We start from the raw sequence: 25709 nt of genomic DNA, 5'->3' as shown, positions 1-25709 counted from the left end.
CACCGCCTTCGTCTGTGCGCCTCGGACCTTCGTCCGTCAGACCGCGCTGCCCGCCTGCCACTCGGACCAGGACAGGTTCCAGCCGTTGAGGCCGTTGTCCGGCTTGACGGTCTCGTCCTTCGAGTTCTGCACGATGACGACATCGCCGATCAGCGACTCGTTGAAGAACCACTTGCCCGGGGTGTCGCCCCCGCCGCCCTTGTTGTCCCGCAGGCCGACACAGCCGTGGCTGGTGCCGGCCTGGCCGAAGATGGACGGGGAGCCCCAGTAGTTGCCGTGGAGGAAGGTGCCGGAGGCCGACAGCCGCATGGCGTGCGGGACGTCAGGGATGTCGTACTCGCCCTTGCCGTCCTTCTTCTTGAAGCCGACGGTCGAGCCGTCCATGCGGGTCTGCTCGAACTTCTCCGAGATCACCATCTGGCCGTTGTAGGTGGGGTTCTCGGGGCTGCCGCCGGAGATCGGGACGTCCTTGAGGGTCTTGCCGTCCCGCTTGACCGTCATGTGCTGGGTGTTCATGTCGACCGTGGAGACCTGCGAGCGCCCGATGGTGAAGGAGACCGTCTTGGACTGCACGCCGGTGATGCCCTGGCCGCCCTTCACCCCCTCCAGGTCGATCTTCATGGTGACCTTGGAGCCGGCCTTCCAGTAGTCCTCGGGACGGAAGTCCAGGCGCTGGGTGCCGAACCAGTGGCCGACGACCTTCTGGCCGCTGCTGGAGGTCACCGTGATGTGGGACTGGACGTCCTTCTTGTTGGTGATCGCCTTGTCGAAGTTGAAGGACACCGGCATGCCGACGCCGACGGTCTTGCCGTTGTCGGGGGTGTAGCTGCCGATGAAGCTGTTGGCCTGCGAGACCGTCGTGAAGGAGGCGTTCTCGGTGACGGCCCGGCCCTTGGCGTCCTTGCCCTTCGCCACGATCTTGTACTTGGTGCCGCGCTCCAGCTGGACGCCGGGCTTCCAGGACGTGCCGTCGGACGATATGGCACCGGCCACGTCCTTGCCGGAGTCGGCCTCGGTGAGCTTCACCTCGGTCAGCTTGCCGCCGGTGGCCTTCACGCCGGTGTCGTTGATGCTGGCGTTGGTGGCGCCGTCGTCCGACGAGACCTTGATCTTGACGTCCGAGGCGTTCTTGGCGGCCGCGGCGTCCGCGCCGGCCTGGCCGTTCTTGCCGTCGTCGTTGCCGCCGGCCGAGGCGTCCCCGCCACAGGCGGACAGGGTCAGCGCGCCCGCGGCGAACAGCGCCGTCACGGCGAGCGTGCGGCGCATCCGCCGGTTACGGCGCGGCGCGCCCGGCGCCGGCTGCTCGACCGAGGGGAGCAGCTGGTGCGGGGTGCGGGACCGAGCGGGCGCGAGGTTGTCCGGCGTTGTCACGAGCTGCTCCATAACAGGGGTGTTGTGTTTCCGTGCTGGTAAACAGCACGAGCGGGCAGATTTGGTTGCGGGTACGGCCTCCTTGTGACGAAGGTCACATGTGCGGAGGTAGAGGGCGGTCGGCCGGTCCCGACAGCCAGGTTCGCAGTGGCGTGCCGTGTTCGTCCAGGCGGGGTGGAGCGGCGGGTTGGGACACCGGAGTGCCCGAGAGGCGGAGTGGGCTGGTGACTTGGGGGATGCGTCCCTCGCCGACGGGGGTCACCGGATCGAGGCCGAGCCGCGCCGCCAACTCCAGGGCCTCGGAGAGGGTGTTGACCGGGCCGCACGGGACCGACGCCGGGGTCAGTCGCGCGGCCCAGTTCTGCGGGGTGTCGGTGGCCAGTCGGCTTTCCAGGGCTTTGATGAGGTATGTGCGGTTTTGCACCCGGTCCTGATTGCGGGCGTACCGGACATCGTCGGCGAGTTCCGGTACGCCCAGCGTCTGTGCCAGCGCCCGGAACTGACGGTCGTTCCCCACCGCCACGGCCAGCAGCTGCCCGTCCCGGCAGGCCAGCGTCTCGTACGGGGCGATGCTCGGATGGCGGTTGCCCATGGGGCCCGGGTCGTGACCGGTGGCCAGATATCCGGAGGCCTGGTTCACCAGCGAGCCCAGCAGAGAAGAGAGCAGATTCACTTCCACCCATTGCCCCTGGCCGGTGCGGCCGCGGTGGTGCAGGGCCGCCAGGATGCCGGTGGTGGCGTCCTTCGCGGTCAGGACGTCCACCAGGGCGACGCCCGCCTTCAGCGGGGTGCCGCCGGGCTCGCCGGTGATGCTCATGAGCCCGCCGACGGCCTGTACCACGAAGTCGTAGCCGGGCAGCCGGGCGCCCGCGCCGGATCCGAAACCGGTGATGGTGCAGTGCACCAGGCCCGGGTTGGCGGCGCGGGTGGCGGTGTGGTCCAGGCCGTACTGGGCGAGCGAGCCGGGGCGGAAGTTCTCGATCAGCACGTCGGCCCGGCGGGCCAGCTCGCGGGCCGCGGCCGCGTCGTCCGGGTCGCCGAGGTCCAGGGCCAGGCCGCGCTTGGAGCGGTTCGCGGCGTCGAAGTACGCGGCCGTCCCGCTCCGCTGCGCTCCGCCTTTGCTCTCTGTTGTGTCCTCGGAAGCAAAGCCGGTCGCGAACGGCGGGCCCCAGGCGCGGGTGTCGTCACCGGTGCCGGGCCGCTCGACCTTGATCACCTCGGCGCCGAGGTCGGCGAGCGTCGCGGCGGCCAGCGGGCCGGCCAGCACCCGGCTGAAGTCCGCGACGAGGATGCCGTCCAGGGCACGGGCGGGCGGCTCACCGGGCGGGGCGGCGCCGAGGGGCCCCGTGGTGGCCGTCGGGTCGGCGGGCTCCGTGTCGGCGTCGGTGGACGGCCGGTGCGGCTGCGGCACGTGCGTACTCCTCACGTCGCGGAACGAAGTGCCGTCATCCTCCGGGCCGGTCTTCGCCCGGGGGAAGCCTCCGGGGTGTCCAACGGGGTGGGGTGCATCCTGCCGGGGCGGCCTCTTGGGTGGCTGCTGTGCGGTGTCGTGACGGGAATGTAGCGAAATGTCATAGGAGATGCGTCACTTCGGGACTTAAGTCCCAAGATCCCCTGTCGGAAGGCCTGACGTGTGGTGTCTACTGGCTCTGCCCCCAGCGCCTTACCCGTCCGGGAGGACCGCATGCTCCCCTCCGCTTCGATTCTGCAGCAGATCGGCCTCGGCGTGCTGCTCGCTGTGGCCATCGTCTGGGCCGTCGGGCTGGCCAGACTCCTGCGCCGGGGGCGGTACGAGGCGGCCATGTGGCGTGACCAGCGGGAAATGCGGGCACGGTACGCGCCGCGTGGGCGGTTCGCGCCGCCCGGCCCTGAAGCGCTGCCCGTACACCCGCAACTGCTCGGTTCCGTACCGCGGCAGACCGGCCCGGCCGGCCCGCCGTCGGAGTGCGTGGAGCTGAGCGCCGCCGAGCGTGCGGCGTTCGCGGGGCTCGTGCGGCAGCTGACCAGCCGCAGTTGACCGGATGACCGGCCGTGCCCGGTCTCAGCGCACCGGGCCCAGCCGCAGCAGGGCCAGTGCGGTCAGCATCTGCACCGATACCGCGGCCGCCGACTTCCACGTCGACAGATGGTGCTGGCCCCGTATGAGCAGTACGGCGAGGACATAGCCGAACCCCCAGGTCGTCCAGGTCGCGGCCTGCACGAAGGTGGCGTCGGTCGGCAGCCAGGCCGCGATCGCCATCCGCGGCAGATCCGTCACCCAGAACAGCACGATGAACAGGCTTGCGGTCGGCGCGAAGCGGCCTATGCCGCCGAGCGTCCGGGCGATGGCGTGGGCGACCGCGCCCAGCGCCAGACTGGCGGCCAGCACGCCCGCCTCGCCCAGTCCGAGAAGCTTCAGCGCCGCCGCGTGGTCGACGGCCCACTGGGTGTGGAACGCATCCACCGACAGCACCCCGATGCCGCCGCTGATCAACGACAGCAGCACCGCCGCGCTCCAGGCGCTACGGTCCCGCGCCTCGTCCAGCACCTCCACCGGGCGGTACCAGAGCCCGAATATCAGCCGGTGCCACCACAGGCGGCGGCGTGGGGCCGGCTTGCGCGGTGCCGGCTGGACGAGCGTGGGCGGGGGGGGCTGGGGAGGCGGGGAGGGGGGCGGTGCGGACATAAGGCCGTTTCTACCACCGGCCGATCCAGGGCGAGATGGGGGCGTCGGGCCACGGCACGGCTGCTGTGGATGAGACCCTCAGCCGATGACCTTGCAGACACCGGAGCACGACGAGGCGCACGGCGGCGGTCTCGGCAGCCGGCTCAACTGGCTGCGTGCCGCGGTCCTCGGCGCCAACGACGGCATCGTGTCCACCGCCGGACTCGTCGTCGGAGTGGCCGGAGCCACCGATTCCCGCAGCGCCCTGCTGACGGCGGGGCTGGCCGGACTGCTCGCCGGGTCCATGTCGATGGCGGCCGGTGAATATGTGTCGGTCTCCACCCAGCGGGATTCGGAGAAGGCCGCGCTGGCACAGGAGAAGCGGGAGCTGGCGACCGAGCCGCAGGCCGAACTCGTCGAACTGACGCAACTGTTGGCGGGGAAGGGACTGAACGAGCGCCTGGCCAGGGAGGTCGCCGAGGAGCTCACCGCGCACGATGCGCTGCGCGCCCATGCGGAGGTGGAGCTGGGCATCGATCCCGACGAGCTCACCAACCCCTGGCACGCGGCCGGTGCGAGCTTCCTCGCGTTCACGGCGGGGGCGTTGTTGCCGCTGCTGGCGATCGTGCTGCCGCCGGCCGCACACCGGCTGTGGATCACGGTGGTCGCGGTGCTGGCGGCGCTGGCGCTGTGTGGCTGGAGCAGTGCCCGGACGGGGGCCGCGCCGGTGGGGTGGGCGGTGCTGCGGAATGTCGGGGGTGGCGTGCTGGCGATGGGCGTGACCTACGCCGCGGGGTCGGCGCTGGGGGCGGTGGGGGCGTGAGCGACGGGTGCCGCGGGTGCCGCGGGTGGCGGCGGCCGTCCGTGGGTCAGACGGTCCCGTAGAGATCCCGGTACGACGGGAAGAGGCCGCCCGGGCCGTCCACCGTCTCCGCTGCCCGGGCGGCGCTCACCACGGCGCGGGTCAGGACGTCCGCGCCCGCGGACAGGATCTCGTTCAGGGCGCCGGCCTCGGCGTGTACGCCGAAAGCGCGGTCACCGTGGGCCTCTTCGGGGGTGAGGGGGCGGGCCGCGGTGGACAGGGCGAAGACCGTGTCGCCGTCCGAGAGGAGATGGACCGGACGGATGGCACGGGCCAGACCGTCGTGGGCGGTCCCGGCGAGCTTGTGGGCCTGGGCGCGAGTGAGGGCGACGTCCGTGGCGACCACGGCGAGGGTGGTGTTGAGCGGCGGACGGACGGACGCGGCCGAGCGGGCCCGGGATGTTTCCCTGGCCTCGGCCAGCCGGCGCAGTGCGGTGGCGTGCACCTCGGGGGAGGGCAGGGCGGTGGGGTTCTCGTACAGACGGCCGTAGAGGGCGCCGGTGCGCGGGTCGGTGACGGAGCCCGCGGCATTGACGGCGGCGAGCGCGGCGACGGTGCCGCCCGAGGGGAGCACCGCGCTCGCGGTGCCGATGCCGCCCTTGAGGCCGCCGGCCACCGCGCCCGTCCCGGCGCCCGTATTGCCCTGGGCGACCGGTGCGCCGGGCCCGGTGCCCGCCGCGGCCTCGGCCGCCGCCCGGCCCAGCGCGGCATCCGGCCGGGCCCGCCAGTCGCCGCCGCGCCCCAGGTCGAAGAGGGCCGCGGCCGGCACGACGGGTACGACCTGCGCGGGATCGGGGCCGACGCGGAAGCCGCGGCCCCGCTCCTCCAGCCAGGCGGCGACACCGGACGCGGCGTCAAGACCGAAGGCGCTGCCGCCGGTCAGCACGACCGCCTCGATGCGCTGGACGAGGTTGCGCGGGTCGAGCGCGTCGGTCTCCCGGGTGCCGGGGCCGCCGCCGCGTACGTCGACGGCCGCGACGGCACCGCCCTCGGGCGCCAGGACGACGGTGGTGCCGGTCAGGTAGCCGCCGCCGGCCCGCTGGGCGTGGCCGACCCGGAGGCCGAGGACGTCGGTGAGGGCGTCCTGCGGCCCCGCGGGGTGCGGCGGGTGCTCAGTAATCGGCCGGCCCCATCACGATGACCGGGTGCAGATCGGGGTCGAGGGTGCGCAGCAGCTCGCGCATCACCTTGGGCTTGAGGCTCACACAGCCCTGGGTGGGGCCGTCGTGGTCGACATGCAGCCAGACGCCGCCGCCCTTGGCGTCGCCCCACGGGCGCTGCGGGTCCAGGGGAGAGGTGCCGGACTCCCGGTTGTAGTTGATGGCGATGACGTAGTCGAAGGCGCCGGCCAGCGGCTCGCCCTCCACACCCGTGCCGCCGGCGACGAAGCTGCTGTTGTGGTCGTAGGGGAGTTTGGTGTCCCCGGGGGCGGCCAGCAGGCCGCCCGCGTCGGTGAGGGAGAAGACACCGATGGGGGAGCGCAGGTCGCCGTAATGGTGGTCGTCCGTCCAGCCGCGGGCGGCGTTGTGCGCGGGCCAGGTGGGACCCGGCTCCCAGTCGTCGGAGCCCTCCTCACGGGTGTAGAGGACGACCCGGGACTCGAAGGAGTCCATGTCCTTTCCCGTGACCACCAGCACCTGTCGTGAGTTGGCCGGTATCCGCTTCCGGGCGGCGTCGCCGAGGCCCGGGATGGGCCGTCCGGCCGGGGGATTCGGTGCGGCGTTCGGGGCGGATTTCGCGGCGGACACAGGGATGCGTGGCGTGTCCGGACCGGAAGCCGTCGTGGACGTGGTGCTCTTGGCGTCGGTCCCGCTGTTGTGGTCGTCGCCCGAAGCCGGCCACGCCCACAGGGCGGTGCCGACCAGGGTGGAGAGGGCGAGACCGCCTACGGCCTTGCTGCGCCGGGACAGTCTCGTCCGCACGCGGGACTGAGCGTGGCGGGCCATGGCTGGCGTCTCCTCAGGTACGGACGGTGGTCGTTTCCGGGGCTTCCTGCGGCTCTTCCACAGGGGAACCCCTGTCATAAAAAGGGCAATCTGCACCCTACCGCTTCAGTATCGGCGCGCCTCCGCTGGACCTGGTGAACAGGGGGAAACCGGGGCGTGAAGTGGCAGGAAGTGGGGTCCATTGGTGGGTAATTGACGGGGTATGGGGTGTCGGGTGGAGGTGGCGGGTCCGCTGGTGGTGGCCCCTCACCTGGCCGAGGGGTGAAGATGGCCGAATCTGATGCAGGATCAGGGCGGTTGCGGGGGTTTGCACGGCCGTTCGGCACACTTATGGGGGACGGGGAGAGGGGCGGGCAGGGGCCTTGTGAAGCCTGTGCCTACCCCCTTTGCGAGATCGATGGCGCAGCGCTCGCCGAGATGGGTGACAGAACGGCTCCTTCTACTCCACCAGTGCGGTGCCCTGACGGGTGGTGAGGGCGACGCCGGTCGCGACCGTGGCGGAGGCCACCAGTCCGGCCGCCAGGACCGCCCAGTGCCCGGCGAAGGTGCACGCCAGGACCGCGACCGACGACACCGGCAGCACCAGCTGCTGGGCCGCGCCGCGCTTCTGGTGCCGGGAGTGGATCAGCCACACCGTGAACATGAACAGCGCGGCCGGCACCGTGACGCAGGCGGCCGCGGCGAACGCCGACAGATGCACCTTGCCGAACGCCTCCTCCACCGCGATCTCGATGCCCGCGCCGACCCCGGCCGCCGAACCGAAGACCAGGTAGTGGCCGTAGCCCCACAGGAACGCCTGGCGGTTCGAGCGCAGGTGGAGGTGGATGGGGACCGCGAAGTAGATCCAGTACGCGGCGAAGACCAGCAGCAGGCCGCCGCCCGCGATCGGCAGCAGGGTGCTCAGTTCGTCGTTCTCGTCCAGCGCCGACTGCACGGCGAGGGTGGCCGCCGCGATCGTCTCGCCCAGCACGATGATGGTGAACAGGCCGTAGCGCTCGGAGATGTGATGGGGATGCCAGGCCGTCTGCCGCTCCCGTTCGGCCAGTGCGGGGACGGCCAGCTCCAGCAGTCCGACGACCACGAACACCCAGGGCACGCCCCCCTTGGGCAGTACGAGCAGGCCCAGCCAGCCGACCTGGCACACCGTCACCCCCAGGGCGTAGCGCAGTGCGGTGCGCCGCTCGGCGCCCCGGCTGCCCCGTGCGGCCCGCAGCCACTGGGTGACCATGGCCAGCCGCATCAGCACGTACCCGAACCAGATGACCGTGAAGTCGCTCTGGGCGAAGGCCCGCGGCACGCCGGCGGCCAGCACCAGCACCCCCGCCATCTGGACCAGCGTCACCACGCGGTAGAGCGCGTCGTCGGTGTCGTACGCCGAGGCGAACCAGCTGAAGTTCATCCAGGCCCACCAGATGGCGAAGAAGAGCATCAGGTAACCGGAGATGCCGTGCCCCGGGTGCCCCTCGGCCAGCGCATGCGCCAGCTGGCGGCCGGCCTGGGCGATCGCCACGACGAAACACAGGTCGAAGAAGAGCTCCAGCGGGGTGGCGGTGCGGTGCTCCTCGTCGCGGAGGCGCGCACGCATGAGGACCGGCACGTCAGCTCCTCTCGTCGGCCGATGCGGCCGCCTCAGTACAGCGCGGGCGGGCGGAACCGCCGATGAGGGGAGCGGGGTGCGGCGTGTCGTGTCGCCCCGTATGGCGGCTACTCGGCGACCGCCTCCACGATCGAGGGGAAGGCCGGTGTGGGCAGCACCCGCGTCAGCCGGAAACCGCCGGCCGACAGCAGCGTCGCGAACTCCTCCGAGGTCCGCTCCTGCCCGTCGAGCACCGTCATCATCGCGACGTCCAGGGTCTTGCCGAAGTGCGGGGCGTTGCCCGGCGGCAGTACGGCGTCGATGACCAGCAGCCGGCGGCCGGCCGCCATGGCCCGGTGGCAGGTCCGCAGGATGCGCAGGCAGGCCTCGTCCGCCCAGTCGTGCAGGACGTGCTTGAGCACATAGACGTCACCGCCCTCCGGTACGGACGCGAAGAAGTCGCCCTCCTGGGTGCGCCAGCGGCCCTTCAACTCGTCGCCGTCCAAGAGGTGATGGGCCAGCGGCGGGGCCTGGTCGAAGAGCACACCGGTCAGTTGCGGGTGGCGGCGCAGCGCGGCGCGCAGCAGTCCGCCGCGGCCCCCGCCGATGTCCACGACCGTGCCGGTCGCGGGGAACGGATACACGGCCGCCACCGCCTCGTCGACCGGGGCGGACAGCGAGGACATCCCGTCGTCGAAGAGCCGGCGGGCGGCCGGATCCGACAGCAGATGCTCGAAGAGGGGCGCCCCGAAGAGCCGCTCGAAGGACGCGCCGTCGTGCCGTACGGACTCGGGGAGGGCGGCCGAGGTCCGCAGGAGCAGCTCGTCGGTCATCATCATGACGGCGGGGTGCAGCGAGTCGGGGACGTCGGTACGCAGGGGAGCCGCGGTCGGCGTCAGGTGGTAGGCGCCCGCGGTGTCCTCCCGGAAGATGCCGCGGGTGGCGAGGTAGCGCAGTACGCGGCGCAGATGCGGGGTGTGGGTGCCGGTGGCGGCGGCGAGCTGCTCGGCGGTGCGCGGGCCCTCGGCGAGCTGGTCGGCGATGCGGTGGTGCGCCGCGGTGCGCAGGGCGGCGGAGAAGACATGGCCCATGGCCTGGTCCATCAGGTGCGCCGTGAGGTCTCGGGGCTCGCCGGTCGGTCGGTTGGGGGAAGTGGCCAACGTCAGCCTCCAGTCATCGGCTTGGGCGTGCTGGTCCCGGTCGCAGGCAGGATGAGCCACGGTTGCAGCCGTCGGCTCCGGTGTCACGAACGGGAGGCGGAGCACCCGCGAAGTCCGGCCAGGGAAGGGCGCAGTGCCCCTACGGGACGGCTCCGGGGCGGGTGGGGGACCGGGCCTCGGTGCGGGGTGGTGATTCATGGTCGAATGCGTGTATGAGCGACAGCGACACGACAGGCACGACCGGCCCGACCGATGACGCCGAGCACCGCGACGACTCCGCCCCCGCCATGGTCCTGGCCCCGCTCGACGAGCGCCTCGCGGACCTCGTGGCCCTCTACGAAGACCTGCACCGCCATCCCGAACTCGGCTTCCAGGAGACCCGTACGGCCGCCGAGGCCGCCCGCCGGCTGACCGGCTGCGGCTATGACGTGACCACCGGCATCGCCGAAACCGGCGTGGTCGGCGTGCTGCGCAACGGCCCGGGACCCGTGGTCCTGCTGCGCGCCGACATGGACGCACTGCCCGTCACCGAGAACTCCGGCCTGGACTACGCCTCCACGGTCCCCGGCCGGATGCATGCCTGCGGGCACGACGTCCATGTGACCTGCCTGCTGGGCGCCGCCGATCTGCTCGCGGCGGGCCGCGCCCACTGGTCCGGCACGCTGGTCGTGCTCTTCCAGCCCGCAGAGGAGGTCGGCAGCGGCGCCCGCGCCATGTTCGACGCCGGCCTCTACAGCAAGGACCTCGTCCCGACACCCGATGTGGTGCTGGCCCAGCATGTCGCCCCCTTCGGCGCCGGGCTGATCGCGTACTGCCCCGGTCCGTGCATGGCCGCCGCGGACAGCCTGGAGATCACCTTCCACGGCATCGGCGGTCATGGCTCCCGGCCCGAGACCACCGTCGACCCGATCCTGATGGCGGCGTCCTTCGTGCAGCGGGTGCAGTCCGTGGTGGCCCGTGAGGTCGCGCCGAAGGACCGTGCGGTGGTCAGCGTCGGTTCCTTCCAGGCCGGGGGCACCGCCAATGTCATCCCCGACCGCGCCGTCGTACGCCTCAGCGTCCGCACCTTCGACGAGACGGTGCGCACGGCCGTACTCGCCGCCATCGACCGCATCGCGCGCGCCGAGGCCGCGGCCTCCGGTGCGGACCGCGCCCCCGGGACCGAGGTCCTGGACTCCTTCCCCGTCACCGTCAACGACTCCACGACCCTGCGGCAGGTCAATGAGCAGTTCACCCAACTCTTCGGTGAGCAGCGGCTGTTCGCCTACGAGCCGGCGACCGGCAGTGAGGACGCCGGACTCCTGGCGACCGCCGCCGGGGCACCGCTCTACTACTGGTGGCTGGGCGGCTGGGACCCGGAGGAGTTCCGTACGGCGCTGGCGGCCGGGCGGCTGGCGCAGGACATCCCGTCCAACCATTCGCCGCACTTCGTGCCGGTGGTCCGGCCGACCCTCACCATGGGCGTCGAGGCGCTGACCGCCGCGGCGCTCAACCAGCTCGCTCCGGCGGGCACGGAGGACGGGACGGAGGCGACGGACGCGGCCGGCGGGAGGGAGGCGACGGGACAGGCCGGTCAGGCCGGGCGGCGGTGACGGAACAGGCAGGTCGGGGCGGGGTGGCGGTGACGGAACAGGCCGGTCGGGGCGGGTGGCGGTGACGGAACAGGCCGGTCGGGGCGGGGTGGCGGTGACGGAACAGGCCGGTCGTGGCGGGGTGGCGGCAAAGGTTTGACCTTGTCCTTGGGAGAAGCCCCAGCATCGGCCGTGCCGGGCGAGCGCCCGGTACGAGGAGGGCGGACGGGTGGACGGACGGGCGATCGCAGACGGGGGCGAGGTGCCCTACGGGGACGGCGAGCTGCTGACCATCGGGGCCTTCGCACGGGCCTCCCGGCTCTCACCGAAGGCGCTACGGCTCTACGGCGAGCTCGGCCTGCTGACCCCGGCCCGTGTCGACCCGCGCAGCGGCTACCGCCTCTACGCGCCCGCCCAGCTGGAGCGGGCCCGGCTGGTGGCCTGGCTGCGCCGGCTCGGTATGCCGCTGGCCCGCATCCGCGAGGTGTGCGAGCTGGCGCCGTCCGCGGCAGCCGCGGCGGTCACCGCGTACTGGGCGCAGGTCGAGGCCGACACCGCCGCGCGCCGGGACCTGGCCGCCTTCCTCGTCGACCAGCTGTCCAGGAAGGACACCGTCATGACCGAACCGCGTACCCCTTTGACGATGCGCTGCGCCGCCCTGACCGACCGGGGCCTGGTGCGCCCGGCCAACCAGGACGCCGCCTACGCGGGACCGCGGCTGCTGGCCGTGGCCGACGGCTACGGCCCGCGCGGCGGCCCCGCCGCGACGGCCGCGATCGAGGCGCTCAAGGACCTGGAGAACCGGGACCTGACCTCCGCGGATCTGCTTGGCGTCCTGGAGGAGGCGGCCCATCGCGCACACCGCGCCGCCCCGTCGGCAAACGAGGCCTCCGGCAGCACCCTCACCGCACTGCTCCGCTCCGGCTCGCAGCTGGCGCTGCTGCACATCGGCGACTCCCGCGCCTACGTCCTGCGCGACTCCGGCCTCTTCCGCATCACCCACGACCACAGCCTGGTCCAGTCGCTGGTCGACGAGGGCCGGCTCACCCCCGAGGAGGCGTCGTCGCACCCACAGCGCGCGATGCTGCTGCGGTCGCTGGAGGGCGGCACCGCGTTCGCCCCCGACCTGCAACTGGTGGAGGCGCGTCCCGGCGAGCGCTATCTGCTGTGCACGGACGGCCTGACCGGCGTGCTGCCGGCCGAGACGATCCAGGACGTACTGACCACGGCCGGCGGCCCCGACCAGGCCGTACGGGACCTGGTCCGGCTGGCCCGCGAGGCGGGGGCGCCGGACAACGCGGGGTGTGTGGTGGGGGAGTTGGCGGCGGCGTAGGAGGAGGGTGAGCGCGGCGGCGGGGCACGGGTCCCGCCGCCGCGCCGGCCGTCGTCAGGCCAGACCCTTGAGCATCCCCTTGAAGTAGAGCTGCGGCAGCCCGTAGCGCTTGAGGAACCACATATCGGTGCGCTCCCGGGTGGTGTCGATGAACGGGATCGACGGGGTGGGCTCCAGGTCGTAGTCGAACTCTGCGAGCAGCATCTTGTGCCGGGCGGTGACCAGGGGGCAGGAGGTGTAGCCGTCGTAGCGGGCGGTGCCGGGGCGTCCGCGCAGACCGGCGAGGAGGTTGGCGACGACGACCGGGGCCTGCTTGCGGATCGCGGCACCCGTTTTGGACGTCGGCAGATTGGCGACGTCGCCCAGGACGAACACGTTCGGGAAATCAGGGTGTTGGAGGGTTTCCCGGTCGGCCTTGACGTACCCGTACGGGGAGGCGGGGTCGGCGAGCGGGCCGTCGGCCAGCCATGCGGGGGCGCGCTGCGGCGGTACGGCGTGCAGCAGGTCGTAGCGGATGGTCTCGTCCGTGCCGGTGGTGTGGTCGGTGATCACCGCCTCGCGCGCCGCGCCGTCGAGCCGGGTCATCTCGGAGCTCAGCCGCACCTCGATGCCGTACCTCCGGGCCGTCTCCGTCAGCGCGCGGGAGAAGACCGGCACCTTGAACATCGCGGGCTCCGGGAGCACCAGGATGGTGCGGATCGCGTCCAGTACACCGCGCTTGCGCCAGTGGTCGGCCGCCAGGTACGCGATCTTCTGCGGGGCGCCGCCGCACTTCACCGGCCCGGACGGCATGGTGAACACGGCCGTGCCGCGCCGCATCCGACGGATCAACTCCCAGGTGAGCGGGGCGAGATCGGGCCGGTAGTTGCTGCTCACCCCGCCGTGTCCGAGGGCCCCGGCCAGGCCGGGCACGCCGTCCCAGTCGAGGTGCAGGCCGGGGCTGAGGACCAGCCGCCCGTAGGAGAGGACCCGGCCGGAGGCGGTGGTGACCGTACGGGTGGCCGGGTCGACGGCGGTGGCGCGCTCACGCAGCCAGCGCACGCCGGGTGGCATGACGTCGGCTTCGGTGCGCAGTGCGGCGCGCAACGGGGCCTGTCCGCCGCCGACCAGCGTCCACAGCGGCTGGTACCAGTGCGTTTCGGAGGGCTCCAGCAGTGCGATGTCCCGGATTCCGGCGCGGCGTAACCGGGCGGCGACGGTGATGCCTGCGGTGCCGCCGCCGACGATCAGGACCTGGTGGTGGGACGGGGCGGCGGGTGCGGGGGCCATGTGTTTCCTCCTGGTGGGTGGAAAGGGTCGGTGGAGTGGTGGGTGGGCGAAGTGACGGGCGGGTGGCGTGGTGGCGGCCGGGGCGGTCAGGGGGCCCAGAGGCGGGGGAGTGCGGCGGCCGCCATGGAGACGGCGAGGACGGTGACGAGGCAGGCGAAGGCCGTGGTCAGGGTCTGCGGGCGCAGGCGGGTGGTGAGGCGGTTGCCGAGGTGGCTGCCGACCGCCGCGCAGGCCGCGAAGCCCGCCAGCAGCGGCCAGTCCGGCGCTCCGGTGCCGGCCCGGGTGCCCAGCGCCGTAAGGGAGTTGATGAGGATGACGAGGAGGGAGGTGCCGATCGCGGCCGGCATCTCCAGGCCCAGGACCAGAGTGAGGGCCGGGACGACGACGAAGCCGCCGCCGACCCCGAAGAAGCCGGTGAGCAGCCCGACGGCGGAGGCGGTCACGGCGAACCGGGCGGGACGGGTGGGGTGGGCGGGACGGGTAGGGCGCAGGGGATGCGCGGGGCCGGGCTGCGGGTGACGGGCGGGGCCGGTGCGGCCAGGGGAAGGGGCCGGATCCGGGGTGTCCCGGAAGGGTGCGGGCTCAGGGGCGTCCGGTAAGGGCATGGGCTGCGTGAGATCTCGTAGGGGCACGGGCTCCGCGGCGTCCCGTAAGGGCGCGGGCTCCTCGGGGTCGCGTAAGGGCGCGGGCTCCTCGGGGTCGCGTAACGGCCGTGAAGGCACCTGCTCCGCCGGGTCCCGTAAGGGCACAGCCCCCGTCGGGCCCCCTGAGGACGCGTTCTCCGTGGGTATCCGTAAGGGGCGGGCGCCGACCGCCGTCCGGCGCTCGCGCAGCACCCGTAACAGCAGCGTCGCCGCCACCACGAGCAGCAGACCGGCGAAGGCGGCCATCAGCACCGCAGGGTCCAGCGCCGCGCTCCACCGGGAACCGAGGTAGCTGCCGGCCGTACCCAGCGCCCCGAAGGCCGCACCGGCCGCCCACCGGACCCGCCCGGCGCGGGCGTGGCAGGCCATTCCGGTCACCGCGCCGACCGTGACGACGATCAGCGCGCCCGCGGTCGCCTCGTGCGGCGACTGCCCCAGCAGATAGACCAGCGCGGGCACCGCCAGCACGGAGCCGCCGCCGCCGAGCGCGCCCAGCAGCACCCCGATCAGCAGTCCGCACGGCACCGCCGCGGCGGCTATGAGGACGGACACGAGGCCCGCGGCGCAAGGGCGACGGCCGGGCTTGCGTCGGACCACTCCGCGACGAAGGTGAACCGGTCGCCGCGGACCACCGTCTCGCGCCACTCCACCGGCCGCTCCCCGGCCCGCCCCAGCCGTTCGATGGTGAACGCCGCCTCCCGGTCGGCGAGCCCCAGCAGCCACGCCTGCCGGATGTCCGGCAGGAACGGCTGGATCCGCTCGCGGCCGCCGGTGACCTTCACCCCGCAGCGGCGCGTCAGTTCGCCGTAGAGCGAGGTGTGCCCGAAGTCGGCGTCCAGCAGCGGCTCGGCGACCTCGGCGGGCAGATACGCGGTGTCGTGGGCGAGCGGTTCGCCGTCCGCGAGCCGCAGCCGCTCCAGTACGACCAGCGGCGCGTCCGCCACCAGCCCCAGATGCCCGGCGATCGTCCCGTCCACGGTCCGCTCCAGCCGCAGCACCTCGCTGCGCTGGTCCACGCCCTGGCCCTCCAGCTCGCGGAAGAGGCTGTAGAGAGAGCCCAGTGGCTGCTGTATGCGACGGGTGTCCAGCCGGCTGGTGCGGCCGCGTTCGGCGATCACCAGGCCGTCGGCGCGCAGCTTGCGCAGCGCCTCCCGGACGGTGTGCCGGCTGACCTCGTACTCGCCGGTGAGCCGGTGCTCGGCCGGGAACTCCGCGCTGAACTCGCCGGTTTCCATCCGGCGGCGCAGATCGTCGAAGAGCTGGGCCCACAGGGGCAGCGGCGAGCGCCGGTCCAGGGGGCGCGGGCCGTGCGCGCCATCCGGCGGCTCGGTCGTCATGGTGGGTTCCTCCGCGGGCGTACGGGGTGGTGAGGGTGCGGTCGGTGATGCCGGGTCAGCCGGGGCGAGGCCGCCTGGGGCGCCGCATCTGGCACGAAGTCACCTGTGACCCTGCGGTGCGACGTCACGTGCGACGCCTGAGGCGAGGTGGGCGAGGCGAGGTCGTGCGGGTGCGTCCGAGGGCGGGGTCCCTCGTGTTCGTCTGATGGGCGGTCATATGGGCGCCGGACGGCGGCCCCGGCTTGTTCGCCCGCCACCCGGCTCCCTAATGTACGTACATCCGTGCATCCGCACAACGCACTCTGCCCGAGCGGGCCCCAGCCGCCGCGCACGGGCCCCGCGCACCCCTGGAGGCCGACCGTGCACTTCGCGCAGTACTACCTCGACTGCCTCTCCCAGGCGTCGTATCTGATCGGCGACGAGACCACCGGACGCGCCGTCCTCGTCGACCCACGCCGCGACATCGACGACTATCTGCACGACGCGGAAGCCGCCGGCCTGCGCATCGAACTCGTCATCGAGACGCACGTTCACGCCGACTTCCTCTCCGGCCACCTCGAACTCGCGCGGGCCACCGACGCCGCCATCGCCTTCGGCGAAGCCGCCGAAACCGGCTTCCCCATACGGCGGTTACGGGACGGCGAGCGCATCTCGCTCGGGGCGGACGACACCGAGGGGGTCACCCTCACCGCCCTCGCCACCCCTGGCCACACCCTCGAATCCATCTGTCTGGTCATCCGCGAACACCCCGACGACGAGGTGCCGTTCGGCGTGCTCACCGGTGACACCCTCTTCGTCGGCGATGTCGGCCGCCCCGACCTGCTCTCCGCCGCCGGACACTCCCCGCACGACATGGCCGTCCGTCTGTACCGCTCCCTGCACACCAAACTCCTGACCCTCCCGGACGCGACCCGGGTCTTTCCCGCACACGGCGCCGGTTCCGCCTGCGGCCGCAGCCTCTCCACCGAGACCAGCTCCACCATCGGTGACCAGCGCCGCCTCAACTACGCCCTCCAGCCCATGCCGGAGGCCGACTTCGTCCGCCTGGTCACCGCGGGCCAGCCCGCCACCCCCGGGTACTTCGCGCACGACGCGGCCCTCAACCGCGACGGCCACCCCCTCCTGGACCCCGGCCCGCCGGCCGCGCTCACCCTGGACGAGGCGCTCGCGGCCCGCGACCGGCAGGGCGCCGCCCTCCTCGACTGCCGCCCGTCGGCCGCCTACACCCGCGCGCACCTGGCCGGTTCGCTCCATACAAGCCTGGACACCCGGTTCGCGGAGTACGCCGGCAGCGTGGTCGCCCCGGGCACCCCCGTCGTGCTGATCGCCGACCCCGGTACGGAGCAGGAGGCCCGCCTCCGCCTCGCCCGCATCGGCTACGACCGCGTCCTGGGCCACCTGTCCGACCCGGCCGCCGTACTGGAGCGCACGCCCGCCCTCACCCGCCGCAGCCGCCGCGTCCGCCACGACGAACTCGCCCTGGAACAGCCGCAGCCGGGCGATGTCGCGGCGGTCGGCGCAGCAGTACCCGGTGCACCCGCGGCCGGCGCCCCGGGGCCCGGCGCGCCGGCACCCGGTGCACCAGCGGCCGAAGCGCCCGCGGTCGGCCTTCAGTTGATCGACGTCCGCAACCCGGCCGAGTACGAGGCGGGCGCCCTCCCCGGCGCCCGCAACATCCCGCTGGCCGGCCTCTCCCAGCACCTCACCGAACTGGACCCGGCCCGCCCGGTGGTCCTGTACTGCCGCAGCGGCGGCCGGTCGGTGATCGCGGCGGCACTGCTGGAGGCGCGCGGGTTCGGCGATGTGTGCGACGTGGTGGGGGGATACGAGGCGGTGGTGGCGGCGGCCGTGGGGTGAGCGCGCCATCGGTGGGCCGCTACCTCAGCCGCGACGCCCCCGCCGGCGACGCCCCCGCCGGCGACGCCCCCGCCGGCGACGCCCCCGCCGGCGACGCCCCCGCCGGCGACGCCCCCGCCGGCGACGCCCCCGCCGGCGACGCTCCGGCTGGCGACGCCCGCGCCCCCGTACGAGCACCAGGGCCGCGGCGGTGACCAGGCAGGCGGCGGCGGGGAGGGCCAGGGACGGGCGGCCGCCGCCGCTGCGTGTCGTGGCAGTACCGGCGAGGGCGAGCCCGACCCCCGCCGTGGCTGTCATCACGGCCTTGGTCACGCCGGACGCCTCCCCCGCGCGTTCGCGGCGTACGACCGCCTGGGTGCCGGTGAGGGCGAGCCCGCCGGCCACGCCCAGCGGCGCCGCGGCCCCCGTCGCGGCCGGCAGCAGGGCGGACGTGTCCGTAGCGTGCTCGCAGGCCCCCAGCGCCACCGCGGCGGCGGCCAGGCAGAGCGCCATCACCGGCACGGCCGCCGCGGGACGCACCCGGCCGGCCGTCGGGCCGCCGGCGGCCAGCGCGGCGGCGGGGGCGAGAAAGGCCACCCCCGCGGCCGGCCCCGACCACCCCTGGGTCCGCTGCAGCATCACAGGGACGACGTACAACAGCGTCACGATCGCGGAGTTGGCGACCGCACCGGCCACGGTCAGCGCCACGTAAGGGCGGTTACGGAACAGCGCAAGGTCCACCAGCGGGGCGGGGGAGCGCCGCTCGGCCCGTACGAACAGCGCGCCGAGCAGCGCCGCGCCGGCCACCCAGCCCCAGGCCGCGGTGTCTTCCAGCCAGCGGGCCAGACAGGCCAACACGCCCGTGGCGGTGACCGCTCCGGCGGCGTCGAGGGAAGGGCCGGCCGGAGCGCGGGACTCCGCCGCCCGGCGGGCGCACAGCGCGGCGGCCAGGGCGAGCGGCACCGTCAGCCAGAAGACGGCCCGCCAGGACACCGACTGGGCGAGCATGCCGCCGAGCAACGGCCCGCAGACGGTGGCCAGTCCGGCCAGCCCCAGCGCACGGCCCGTCACCCGGCGCGCACACCCCGGCGGACAGGCGTTGGTCAGCAGGGCCAGCCCGACGGGCATGATCAGCGCGCAGCCGGCGCCCTGCCCCACCCGCGCCGCCACCAGCAGCGGCAGCGACGGTGCCAGCGCGCACAGCACGGCGGTGACAGCGAAGAGGGACAGACCGAGGATCAGCATCCGGCGCCGCCCGTAGAGGTCGCCGAGACGGCCGGCGACCGGCATCAGGGAACCGGCGGCCAGCAGATAGCCGCTGACGACCCAGGGCGTGGCGGTGGCCGAACCGTGCAGGGCATCGCGGACGGCGGGGAGCGCCGGGGCCAGCGCAAAGGAGTCCAGCTGGACGCAGAAGGCGCCGGTGGCGACGGCGGCCAGCGCCCAACGGGCCTGCGGGCCAAGGCGGGTGCACGGGCCGTGGCGGGTGTGTGTGCCCAGGCGGGGGTGCGGTTCGGGTTTCGGCATGACGGGCATCGGGCCGCCTCTCACGGGTCCGGCTCTCGCATCTGCGGAGGGAAACGGGAAAAAGGAGGGGAGAGGGGGGATGAAGTGCACCGGAGAGGGGCAGGACGCCTGGGGCGCAATGTGCGCACCGGCCGAAGGGGCTGTTGCGGTGAGCCGAGCGGCCCGGCGCGATATGCGGGGGCCGGGTGCGGTGGAGCCGGAGTGCCTGCGAGGCGGCGGAGGAGCACGCTGCGGTGAGCCGGAAGGCCCGGCGCGAGTGCGGCCGCGCGGGTGCGGGAGAGGCGGGCGCAGGCCTCATACAGCGGACGTTCAGCGAACGTTGATCGGTGATCTACATCCTGATCCGCATGTTGCGCCGTATGACCTCAGAGCATGCAGATGACGCCCGGGAAGTGCAAGAACCGGAGGCGTCACGAATCGCCCTCACCTGGAGCGGGGAGCCCGGGCGCCAGGAGGAGTTGACGCACGGCATGCTCCTCGACCAGGCCGAGCGGGCCGCGGCCACGCTCACCCGGCTCGGGGTACGGCCCGGCGACCGGGTCGCGGTGCATCTGCCGCTCGTGCCCGAGTCGGTGATCGCCACGCTCGCCTGCGGCCGGCTGGATGCGATACGCACCACGCTGCCGGTCTCGTTGACGGTGCCCGAACTGGTCGCACGGACGCGTGAGTCCTCGGCCCGGGTGCTGATCACGGCCGATGCGGCGTTCTGGGACGGGGCCGTACGGCCGGTGAAGGCGCTGCTCGACCATGCGCTGGCGCGGGGCGCGGCCGCGGGGGGCGCGCCGGACCGCACCGTGCTGGTGGTGAACCGGTGCTCGCGGCCGGTCTCCTGGAAGCCGGGCCGCGACCTGTGGTGGCACGAAGCACTGGGCGCCCGGCCCGTCACCCGCTGACGGGGCAGCTGACGGGGCCTTCCACCCCGGGCACGGACGGTCCGCGCCCCAGGAGAGGGCGCACCCTTCGCTTGCCGAGGGCGCATCCTTCACCTGCCGACAGCGCACCCTTCACCCGCTAAGGCCACAGAACAGGCCAGGTGCCTCGTCCGTGCCTAGCGTGGGGTACGTGCCACAGCACTCAGATGCCCCACCTGCCCCGGCTGCGGACCCGGAGGCACCAGTGGCGCCGCCTCGGCCGAGGCCTCCGGTGCTCCATGCGACGCCGGTGGGCTCGGCCGTTGTGTTTCTCGTGATCCTCGCCATCGCCCTGGGCGGCCGCCTGCTGCCGCACGTCCACCCCGCACTGCTTCCCGAGGTCGCGCTCACCGCCTTCCTCGCTCTCGGCGTCGCATTCCGCCCTACCGCCCGGGTCAACGAACCGGCCGCCCGTCGACTTCTCCGACCGGGCCGCCGCACCCTCCCCCGACCGGAAAGGCCGCCGTCCCATGGCCCGCCATGAGTACGCACACCCCCGCCACCCCCTGCCCGGCTCCGACCGGAACCGGCCCCTCAGGCGCAGCCACGCCTCACAGAGCCCGCCGACCCGCCCCCGGGACGGCCACCGCCCGCACCCCATACCCACCCACGACAAGGGCCGCTAGAGGGAGACGCCCCCTACGAGGAGACGCCCCTGAGGCGGAGACGCGCCGTCCCCGGTGCGAGAGGGTTCACGGCCTGTCTCCCGCGCGCCGCGCGTGGCTGCCGGTATCCCGCCGCCCTGTGCGACGGACGGCAATGACACGATGGCGCAATGGCGACAAAACCCATGGACTCCTCGGCACACTGCCCCGCAGATCCCGAGCCGTGGACAGGTGGGGAAACGCTGCACGAGGACCTTCGCGCGGCGCGGACGAGGGTGTACGACCCGTGTGGCTTCACCTGCTCCCGTCCGGTGCCCGAAGCGGAGAGCGCCGAGTACGCGGCACATGAGTTCACCCTCGATGGTTCCTGCGTCAGGTTCCGGGTGGCCAAGACGACCCCGACGAAGGCCGGGCAGTTCGTCACGGTGTGGAAGCGGTGCCCCGGAGGGCCCATCCAGCCCTTCGACGCCGGGGACCCGGTCGATCTCTTCGTCATCAGCAGCCGCCAGGACCGGCAGTTCGGGCACTTCGTCTTCCCGCGCGACGTGCTCGCCGAGCGGGGCATTGTTTCCCGCAACGGCTCGGGCGGCAAGCGGGCGTTCCGCGTCTACCCGCCGTGGGTGGAGACCGCCAATCGCCAGGCCCGCAGTGCACAGGCATGGCAGGTGGACCACTTCCTGCCGATCGGTGCGGACGGCCCCCTCGACCAGGCCCGTGCCCGAGCGCTCTATCACCCGTGACCGACGGGCCCCGTGCCGAACGGGAGCGCTCGTGGCGCGCCCGTACCCTGGAGGGGTGAGCACCACCCCCGAACCCGAGTCGGCCCCCGCACCCGAGGACGCGTCCGAGGCCGCGCAGGCCCCCGCGCCCGCGCCGGCTGCGCGCCCGGCCCGCAAGCCCGCGGCGAGGCTGATCTTCGACGACCCGCTGAACCAGCAGTCCTCGGACGACACCGACCGTGGCTGGGGCGAGCGCCCGAGCGGCAGTGACAGCGCCGCCGACCTCGCCCGCTTCCTCGACGAAAAGCCGCCCCACCACCTCTGAGCGAGGCGAGGGGGCGGCGTGTGCCGGCCGCCCTGGGCGCCCGCTACTGCTGGGTCTTCTGCGCGCCGATGATCCCCGCGGTGGCGGACGGGTCGGACGGCGGGCCGGTGCGCTGCGCGAGCAGCGCATCGCGGATCTCGATGAGCAGCTCGACCTCGGTCGGGTTCACGGGGATGTCGTCGGCTCCCCTCTTGGCTGCCTGGCGCTCCTTCCACTTGGTGATCGGAAGGATCATGAGGAAGTACACGACCGCGGCGGTGATCAGGAACGTCAGGGCGGCGCTGAGCACCGAGCCCCACAGGATGTAGATGCCGTCGGTGAATTCGCCCGTCTTCTTGTCCGTGTGGCAGACGGTCAGGCAGGCCTTGTAGTTGTCGAGGTTCTGCGAGCCCAGGGCGCCGATGATCGGGTTGATCACGCCCTTGACCACGGCGTTCACGATGTTCGTGAAGGCAGCACCGACCACGACCGCGACCGCGAGTTCGATGACGTTGCCGCGCATCAGGAATTCCTTGAACCCCTGAAGGACGCCCTTGCTCTCGCTCACCTGACAGCCTCTTTCCACGCTCACTACGGATGGTGCACAAACACTCAGCACCGCAACTTACGGCAGGGCGGGGCGGAGGTGTCCAGTCGTCGACCACTTGATCTCGGGGCACCGGTCACCGCCCTCCCGCCGCCGCAGCCGACGGACAGCCGGGGGCGGGTGCGGCTCGTACGGCACCGTACGACGCTCCGCCGGCCAGTACTGCGGCGGCCGTCGCCAGTCCCGCGGCCAGCAGCCGCCGCTGCGCACTCCGTCCTCCCCGGCGCCGGCCGCCACCGGCCCGTACGGGAGGGAAGTGCGGCACTTCACAGGGCGGGGGAGCAGGGAGCGGCGGGGAGAGGAAGGCGGGGTCGGTGTGGTGAGGGGGCGGGGAAGAGGCACGGGGCATGGTGGGCACCGCCTGTGGTGAGGGGTTCGGACGAACCGGCGATCACCACCGTGCCGGAATCCGCACCGGCCCGCTCCGGGCTGTGGACGACCCCGCCCCTGGGGACAACCCGGCCACCCGGGAGAGGGAGGCCGGGCCGTCCGTCGCGGCGTCCGGGGCGCTACGGCAGGTCGATGCCCAGGTCCCAGCCGGTGTGCACCTCGGTGCACAGGCAGTTGCGGGCGGCGTTGTCAGGGAGGCCGGAGACCGCGTCGAACAGGACCTCGCGCAGTCGGCCGACGTTCTCGGCGAAGACCCTGAAGACTTCCTCGTGGGAGACGCCGTCGCCGGTCTCGGTGCCCGCGTCCAGGTCGGTGACCAGCGCCAATGACGTGTAGCACAGGCTCAGTTCGCGGGCCAGCACGGCTTCGGGGTGGCCGGTCATACCGACCACCGACCAGCCCTGTGCGGCGTGCCAGCGCGACTCGGCGCGGGTCGAGAAGCGGGGGCCTTCGATCACGACGAGGGTGCCGCCGTCGACCGGCTCCCAGTCCCGGCCACGGGCGGCCGTGAGGGCGGCCTGCCGTCCGGTGGGGCAGTACGGGTCGGCGAAGGTCAGGTGGACGACGTTGGGGGTCTTCCCGTCGGGGAGCGGTTCGCCGTCGAAGTAGGTCTGGGGGCGGGCCTTGGTGCGGTCGACGAGCTGGTCGGGGACCAGGAGCGTGCCGGGGCCGTATTCGGCCCGCAGGCCGCCGACCGCGCACGGGGCGAGGACCTGGCGCACCCCGAGCGAGCGCAGCGCCCACAGGTTGGCGCGGTAGTTGATGCGGTGCGGCGGGAGGTGGTGGCCGCGGCCGTGCCGGGGCAGGAACGCCACCTGGCGGCCGGCGATCTGTCCCAGGAACAGCGAGTCGCTGGGGCTTCCGTAGGGGGTGTCCACCGTGATCTCGGTCACGTCGTCGAGGAAGGAGTAGAACCCCGATCCGCCGATAACGCCAATCTCCGCGTCAGCCATGCCGGTCACACTATCGGGGCGCGGCGGCCCGGGGCGGGCGGGTGGCGGAGGCGAAAGGAAGCCGTAAGACAGCGGACCCCGCCGTCGGTGACGGCGGGGTCCGAAGAGCTGTGGGTCAGGCCGCGGAGCTGGTGCCCGAGGAGCTGCCGGAGGACGACGAGGCGGCCGGGGCCGAGGACTTGGTGTCCGAGCTGCCGGACGAGGAGCCCGACGTGTCCGAGGAGGACGTGCTGCCCGCCGCGGAGGGGTTCTTCGCGGGACTGCTGCTCGACGACGAGCCGCGGCTGTCGTTGCGGTAGAAGCCGGATCCCTTGAAGACGATGCCGACCGCGGAGAACACCTTCTTGAGGCGTCCGTCGCAGGCGGGGCACTCCGTGAGCGCATCGTCGGTGAACTTCTGCACCGCCTCGAGGCCCTCGCCACACGCGGTGCACTGGTACTGGTAGGTCGGCACTTGTCTTCCTCCTGGCACTCTCACTCGATGAGTGCTAACGACGCTCCATCTTGCAGTATTCCCGGCCGACAGTCCACCGTGACCGGCCCACGGTGACCGACTCCACGTCCCGTCAGGTGCGCGCCAGCTCCCGCTCGCGGTCGTCGGAAACGGCCGGGACCTGGGCATCCGTGCTGTGCGCGGGGCCCGCGGCGGTCCTCGTCGAGGAGCGCGGCAGCAGGTGGGCGCGGAGCGCCAGCAGCACCGTCAGGGCCAGCGCCGTACCGGCCAGCGGCACCAGGAACCCGGTGCTCGGCCCGAAGCGGTCGGCGAGCTGGCCGGCCGAGGTGGCCGCGGCCGCCTGGCCCAGCGCGACCGCGCCGGTCAGCCAGGTGAAGGCCTCGGTGCGGGCGGCGGCCGGCACCAGCGACTCCACGAGGGTGTAGCCGGTGATCAGGGCCGGGGCGATGCACAGGCCGACGACCAGTCCGACCGCGCCGAGCAGCGGCACCGCGGTGACCGCCCACAACGGGGTGGTCGCCAGCGCCAGCAGCCCGTAGGCGACCAGCAGCCGGCGCCGCGGGCCGACCTTCCAGGCGATGAGGCCGCACGCGATACCGGCGAGCATGTTGCCGCCCGCGAAGATCCCGTAGAGCACGCCGTTGATGCCGGGCTGCCCGATGTGCTGGGTGAACGCGGTCAGCGAGACCTGCATACCGCCGAAGACGGCGCCGATGCCGAGGAACGCCACGATCAGGACGCGTACGCCGGGCACCGACACCGCCGAGACGCGCGGCCGGTCGCCGGCCCGGTGCCGGTGCACCGGCGGCTGGCTGCGCCGCTGGGAGGCGAACAGCAGCCCGCCGGCCAGCGTCAGCGCGGCCTCGGCGACCAGTCCGGCCGCCGGGTGGATGCCGGTGCACAGCGCTGTCGCCAGCACCGGGCCGACGACGAAGGTGAACTCGTCGGTCACCGACTCGAAGGCGGCGGCCGTCGGCATCAGCGGGCTGCCGCCGAGCCGGGAGGCCCAGCGGGCCCGCACCATCGGGCCGACCTGAGGGGTCGAGGCGCCCGTGGGGACGGCCACCGCGAACAGCGCCCACAGGGGCGCGTGGGTGAGAGCGAGGGTGATCAGTGCACAGACGCCGGCGACGTGCACCAGTACGCCGGGGATCAGCACCGCGCGCTGGCCGAAGCGGTCGGCGAGCTTGCCGCCCTGCGGGGCGAACAGGGCCATCGAGACACCGGTGGCGGCGGACACCGCGCCTGCGGTGCCGTACGAGCCGGTGGTGGATTCGACGAGCAGCACGATGCCGATCGTCAGCATGGCGAAGGGCTGCCGGGCCAGAAAGCCGGGCAGCAGGAATGTCCATGCACCAGGGGTGCGGAGCAGTGAGCCGTAACCGGTACGGGAGTCCTTGACCGCGGATGCCACGGCCGGGCCTTTCTGCCGCCTGGTAGCGCGCCACCCGCGAGGTCGTCACGGGTACGCGCCGAGAGCTGTCCTCTCGCGCAGGACCGAGTGATACCGCGTGGTCCGCACCGGGAGGGTGGCTGCGTGTGGCAGGGGACCGCGGCCGCCGAGCGGTCGCGCCAGCTCTGCATCAGGCAGAGTTGGTTCGTCGATGTTGCGTCTTCATACTACAGGCCGCTGTGCGCGAAGCCCTGGGATTAGCCAGGGCTCCACGCACATTTTCCTTGGTATCCGTGG

Annotated in this window: 23 protein-coding genes; 8 read left to right on the top strand and 15 right to left on the bottom strand. The window is 73.1% G+C overall.

Annotated features, from left to right (window positions below; translation table 11 throughout):
• Positions 1-36 precede the first annotated feature (36 nt).
• Complete coding sequence (locus K7C20_RS15730) at positions 37-1383, bottom strand: L,D-transpeptidase (protein ID WP_222892615.1); 1347 nt, start codon at positions 1381-1383, stop codon at positions 37-39.
• An 82-nt stretch (positions 1384-1465) separates the two neighbouring features.
• On the bottom strand, positions 1466-2782 hold the full coding sequence (locus K7C20_RS15725; protein WP_078952970.1) for a CaiB/BaiF CoA transferase family protein: 1317 nt from the start codon (positions 2780-2782) through the stop codon (positions 1466-1468).
• A gap of 273 nt (positions 2783-3055) precedes the next feature.
• On the opposite strand from K7C20_RS15725, the gene K7C20_RS15720 reads away from it, so the two are divergent.
• Positions 3056-3388: a hypothetical protein gene (locus K7C20_RS15720; RefSeq protein WP_053208763.1), complete on the top strand. Its 333-nt coding sequence runs from the start codon at positions 3056-3058 to the stop codon at positions 3386-3388.
• A gap of 24 nt (positions 3389-3412) precedes the next feature.
• Here K7C20_RS15720 and K7C20_RS15715 read toward each other — a convergent pair whose 3' ends face one another.
• Positions 3413-4036 carry a YIP1 family protein gene (locus K7C20_RS15715; RefSeq protein ID WP_246655307.1) on the bottom strand — a complete coding sequence of 208 codons (624 nt, stop codon included), beginning with the start codon at positions 4034-4036 and terminating at the stop codon, positions 3413-3415.
• 85 nt (positions 4037-4121) lie between these two features.
• Between K7C20_RS15715 and K7C20_RS15710 the strand changes: the two genes are divergently transcribed.
• Positions 4122-4838 (top strand): VIT1/CCC1 transporter family protein, encoded by a 717-nt coding sequence (locus K7C20_RS15710; RefSeq protein ID WP_053208761.1) that lies wholly within the window; start codon positions 4122-4124, stop codon positions 4836-4838.
• 46 nt (positions 4839-4884) lie between these two features.
• Here K7C20_RS15710 and K7C20_RS15705 read toward each other — a convergent pair whose 3' ends face one another.
• The 4 genes from K7C20_RS15705 to K7C20_RS15690 all read right to left on the bottom strand — a co-directional run bounded on the left by K7C20_RS15705 (position 4885) and on the right by K7C20_RS15690 (position 9559).
• Positions 4885-5997, bottom strand: coding sequence for a P1 family peptidase (locus tag K7C20_RS15705; protein WP_030082738.1), 1113 nt, complete (start codon positions 5995-5997; stop codon positions 4885-4887).
• On the bottom strand, positions 5990-6823 hold the full coding sequence (locus tag K7C20_RS15700; RefSeq protein WP_030082736.1) for a L,D-transpeptidase family protein: 834 nt from the start codon (positions 6821-6823) through the stop codon (positions 5990-5992). The genes K7C20_RS15705 and K7C20_RS15700 overlap by 8 nt, the downstream gene beginning before the upstream one ends.
• Before the next feature lie 439 nt (positions 6824-7262).
• Positions 7263-8420: a low temperature requirement protein A gene (locus tag K7C20_RS15695; RefSeq protein WP_030082734.1), complete on the bottom strand. Its 1158-nt coding sequence runs from the start codon at positions 8418-8420 to the stop codon at positions 7263-7265.
• 107 nt (positions 8421-8527) lie between these two features.
• Positions 8528-9559, bottom strand: coding sequence for a methyltransferase (locus K7C20_RS15690; protein WP_053208760.1), 1032 nt, complete (start codon positions 9557-9559; stop codon positions 8528-8530).
• A gap of 212 nt (positions 9560-9771) precedes the next feature.
• Here K7C20_RS15690 and K7C20_RS15685 point away from each other — a divergent pair, with 212 nt between their 5' ends.
• A complete protein-coding gene (locus tag K7C20_RS15685; protein WP_245170993.1) occupies positions 9772-11151 on the top strand; it encodes an amidohydrolase in 1380 nt (459 codons plus the stop codon).
• Between the two features lie 208 nt (positions 11152-11359).
• Complete coding sequence (locus K7C20_RS15680; RefSeq protein ID WP_245170992.1) at positions 11360-12463, top strand: MerR family transcriptional regulator; 1104 nt, start codon at positions 11360-11362, stop codon at positions 12461-12463.
• A gap of 54 nt (positions 12464-12517) precedes the next feature.
• On the opposite strand, the gene K7C20_RS15675 is transcribed toward K7C20_RS15680, so the two are convergent.
• The 3 genes from K7C20_RS15675 to K7C20_RS15665 all read right to left on the bottom strand — a co-directional run bounded on the left by K7C20_RS15675 (position 12518) and on the right by K7C20_RS15665 (position 15713).
• Positions 12518-13732, bottom strand: a complete 1215-nt coding sequence (locus K7C20_RS15675; RefSeq protein WP_030082720.1) for an NAD(P)/FAD-dependent oxidoreductase — start codon at positions 13730-13732, stop codon at positions 12518-12520.
• Positions 13733-13818: 86 nt separating this feature from the next.
• Positions 13819-14928, bottom strand: coding sequence for a TSUP family transporter (locus K7C20_RS15670; RefSeq protein WP_246655306.1), 1110 nt, complete (start codon positions 14926-14928; stop codon positions 13819-13821).
• Positions 14913-15713, bottom strand: a complete 801-nt coding sequence (locus K7C20_RS15665) for a GntR family transcriptional regulator (protein WP_053208504.1) — start codon at positions 15711-15713, stop codon at positions 14913-14915. Before K7C20_RS15665 ends, K7C20_RS15670 begins: the two co-directional genes overlap by 16 nt.
• Before the next feature lie 360 nt (positions 15714-16073).
• On the opposite strand from K7C20_RS15665, the gene K7C20_RS15660 reads away from it, so the two are divergent.
• Positions 16074-17570: an MBL fold metallo-hydrolase gene (locus K7C20_RS15660; protein WP_053208503.1), complete on the top strand. Its 1497-nt coding sequence runs from the start codon at positions 16074-16076 to the stop codon at positions 17568-17570.
• A 24-nt stretch (positions 17571-17594) separates the two neighbouring features.
• Here K7C20_RS15660 and K7C20_RS15655 read toward each other — a convergent pair whose 3' ends face one another.
• Entirely contained in the window at positions 17595-19076 is a 1482-nt protein-coding gene (locus K7C20_RS15655; RefSeq protein ID WP_246655305.1) for an MFS transporter, read from the bottom strand.
• Between the two features lie 359 nt (positions 19077-19435).
• Here K7C20_RS15655 and K7C20_RS15650 point away from each other — a divergent pair, with 359 nt between their 5' ends.
• From K7C20_RS15650 to K7C20_RS15640, 3 genes are all read left to right on the top strand, one after another.
• Positions 19436-19969 (top strand): AMP-binding protein, encoded by a 534-nt coding sequence (locus K7C20_RS15650; protein WP_245170941.1) that lies wholly within the window; start codon positions 19436-19438, stop codon positions 19967-19969.
• A gap of 793 nt (positions 19970-20762) precedes the next feature.
• The gene (locus K7C20_RS15645) at positions 20763-21332 is read left to right on the top strand and encodes a MepB family protein (protein ID WP_048829567.1); all 570 of its coding nucleotides are present in this window, start codon (positions 20763-20765) and stop codon (positions 21330-21332) included.
• A 55-nt stretch (positions 21333-21387) separates the two neighbouring features.
• On the top strand, positions 21388-21636 hold the full coding sequence (locus tag K7C20_RS15640) for a hypothetical protein (RefSeq protein WP_030082699.1): 249 nt from the start codon (positions 21388-21390) through the stop codon (positions 21634-21636).
• A gap of 43 nt (positions 21637-21679) precedes the next feature.
• Here K7C20_RS15640 and mscL read toward each other — a convergent pair whose 3' ends face one another.
• The 4 genes from mscL to K7C20_RS15620 all read right to left on the bottom strand — a co-directional run bounded on the left by mscL (position 21680) and on the right by K7C20_RS15620 (position 25433).
• Positions 21680-22183 (bottom strand): large conductance mechanosensitive channel protein MscL, encoded by a 504-nt coding sequence (mscL, locus tag K7C20_RS15635; RefSeq protein ID WP_030082697.1) that lies wholly within the window; start codon positions 22181-22183, stop codon positions 21680-21682.
• A gap of 548 nt (positions 22184-22731) precedes the next feature.
• Complete coding sequence (locus K7C20_RS15630) at positions 22732-23565, bottom strand: S-methyl-5'-thioadenosine phosphorylase (RefSeq protein ID WP_030082695.1); 834 nt, start codon at positions 23563-23565, stop codon at positions 22732-22734.
• A 115-nt stretch (positions 23566-23680) separates the two neighbouring features.
• The gene (locus K7C20_RS15625; RefSeq protein WP_030082693.1) at positions 23681-24019 is read right to left on the bottom strand and encodes an FmdB family zinc ribbon protein; all 339 of its coding nucleotides are present in this window, start codon (positions 24017-24019) and stop codon (positions 23681-23683) included.
• Positions 24020-24131: 112 nt separating this feature from the next.
• Positions 24132-25433 (bottom strand): MFS transporter, encoded by a 1302-nt coding sequence (locus K7C20_RS15620; RefSeq protein WP_053208501.1) that lies wholly within the window; start codon positions 25431-25433, stop codon positions 24132-24134.
• Positions 25434-25709 lie beyond the last annotated feature (276 nt).

This window comes from Streptomyces decoyicus, from assembly GCF_019880305.1.
GTDB lineage: Bacteria > Actinomycetota > Actinomycetes > Streptomycetales > Streptomycetaceae > Streptomyces > Streptomyces decoyicus.
Note: the sequence above shows the minus strand (reverse complement) of the source record. Positions and strands in the feature narration are given on the sequence as shown.

What these genes read in the sequence shown, in the direction of transcription:
- K7C20_RS15720 (WP_053208763.1), top strand. Translation starts at nt 3,056, where the DNA reads ATGCTCCCCTCCGCTTCGATTCTGCAGCAGATCGGCCTCGGCGTGCTG.
- K7C20_RS15655 (WP_246655305.1), bottom strand. Translation starts at nt 19,076, where the DNA reads ATGCCGAAACCCGAACCGCACCCCCGCCTGGGCACACACACCCGCCAC.
- K7C20_RS15700 (WP_030082736.1), bottom strand. Translation starts at nt 6,823, where the DNA reads ATGGCCCGCCACGCTCAGTCCCGCGTGCGGACGAGACTGTCCCGGCGC.
- K7C20_RS15730 (WP_222892615.1), bottom strand. Translation starts at nt 1,383, where the DNA reads ATGGAGCAGCTCGTGACAACGCCGGACAACCTCGCGCCCGCTCGGTCC.
- K7C20_RS15665 (WP_053208504.1), bottom strand. Translation starts at nt 15,713, where the DNA reads ATGACGACCGAGCCGCCGGATGGCGCGCACGGCCCGCGCCCCCTGGAC.
- K7C20_RS15650 (WP_245170941.1), top strand. Translation starts at nt 19,436, where the DNA reads ATGACCTCAGAGCATGCAGATGACGCCCGGGAAGTGCAAGAACCGGAG.
- K7C20_RS15630 (WP_030082695.1), bottom strand. Translation starts at nt 23,565, where the DNA reads ATGGCTGACGCGGAGATTGGCGTTATCGGCGGATCGGGGTTCTACTCC.
- K7C20_RS15675 (WP_030082720.1), bottom strand. Translation starts at nt 13,732, where the DNA reads ATGGCCCCCGCACCCGCCGCCCCGTCCCACCACCAGGTCCTGATCGTC.
- K7C20_RS15645 (WP_048829567.1), top strand. Translation starts at nt 20,763, where the DNA reads ATGGCGACAAAACCCATGGACTCCTCGGCACACTGCCCCGCAGATCCC.
- K7C20_RS15685 (WP_245170993.1), top strand. Translation starts at nt 9,772, where the DNA reads ATGAGCGACAGCGACACGACAGGCACGACCGGCCCGACCGATGACGCC.
- K7C20_RS15715 (WP_246655307.1), bottom strand. Translation starts at nt 4,036, where the DNA reads ATGTCCGCACCGCCCCCCTCCCCGCCTCCCCAGCCCCCCCCGCCCACG.
- K7C20_RS15710 (WP_053208761.1), top strand. Translation starts at nt 4,122, where the DNA reads ATGACCTTGCAGACACCGGAGCACGACGAGGCGCACGGCGGCGGTCTC.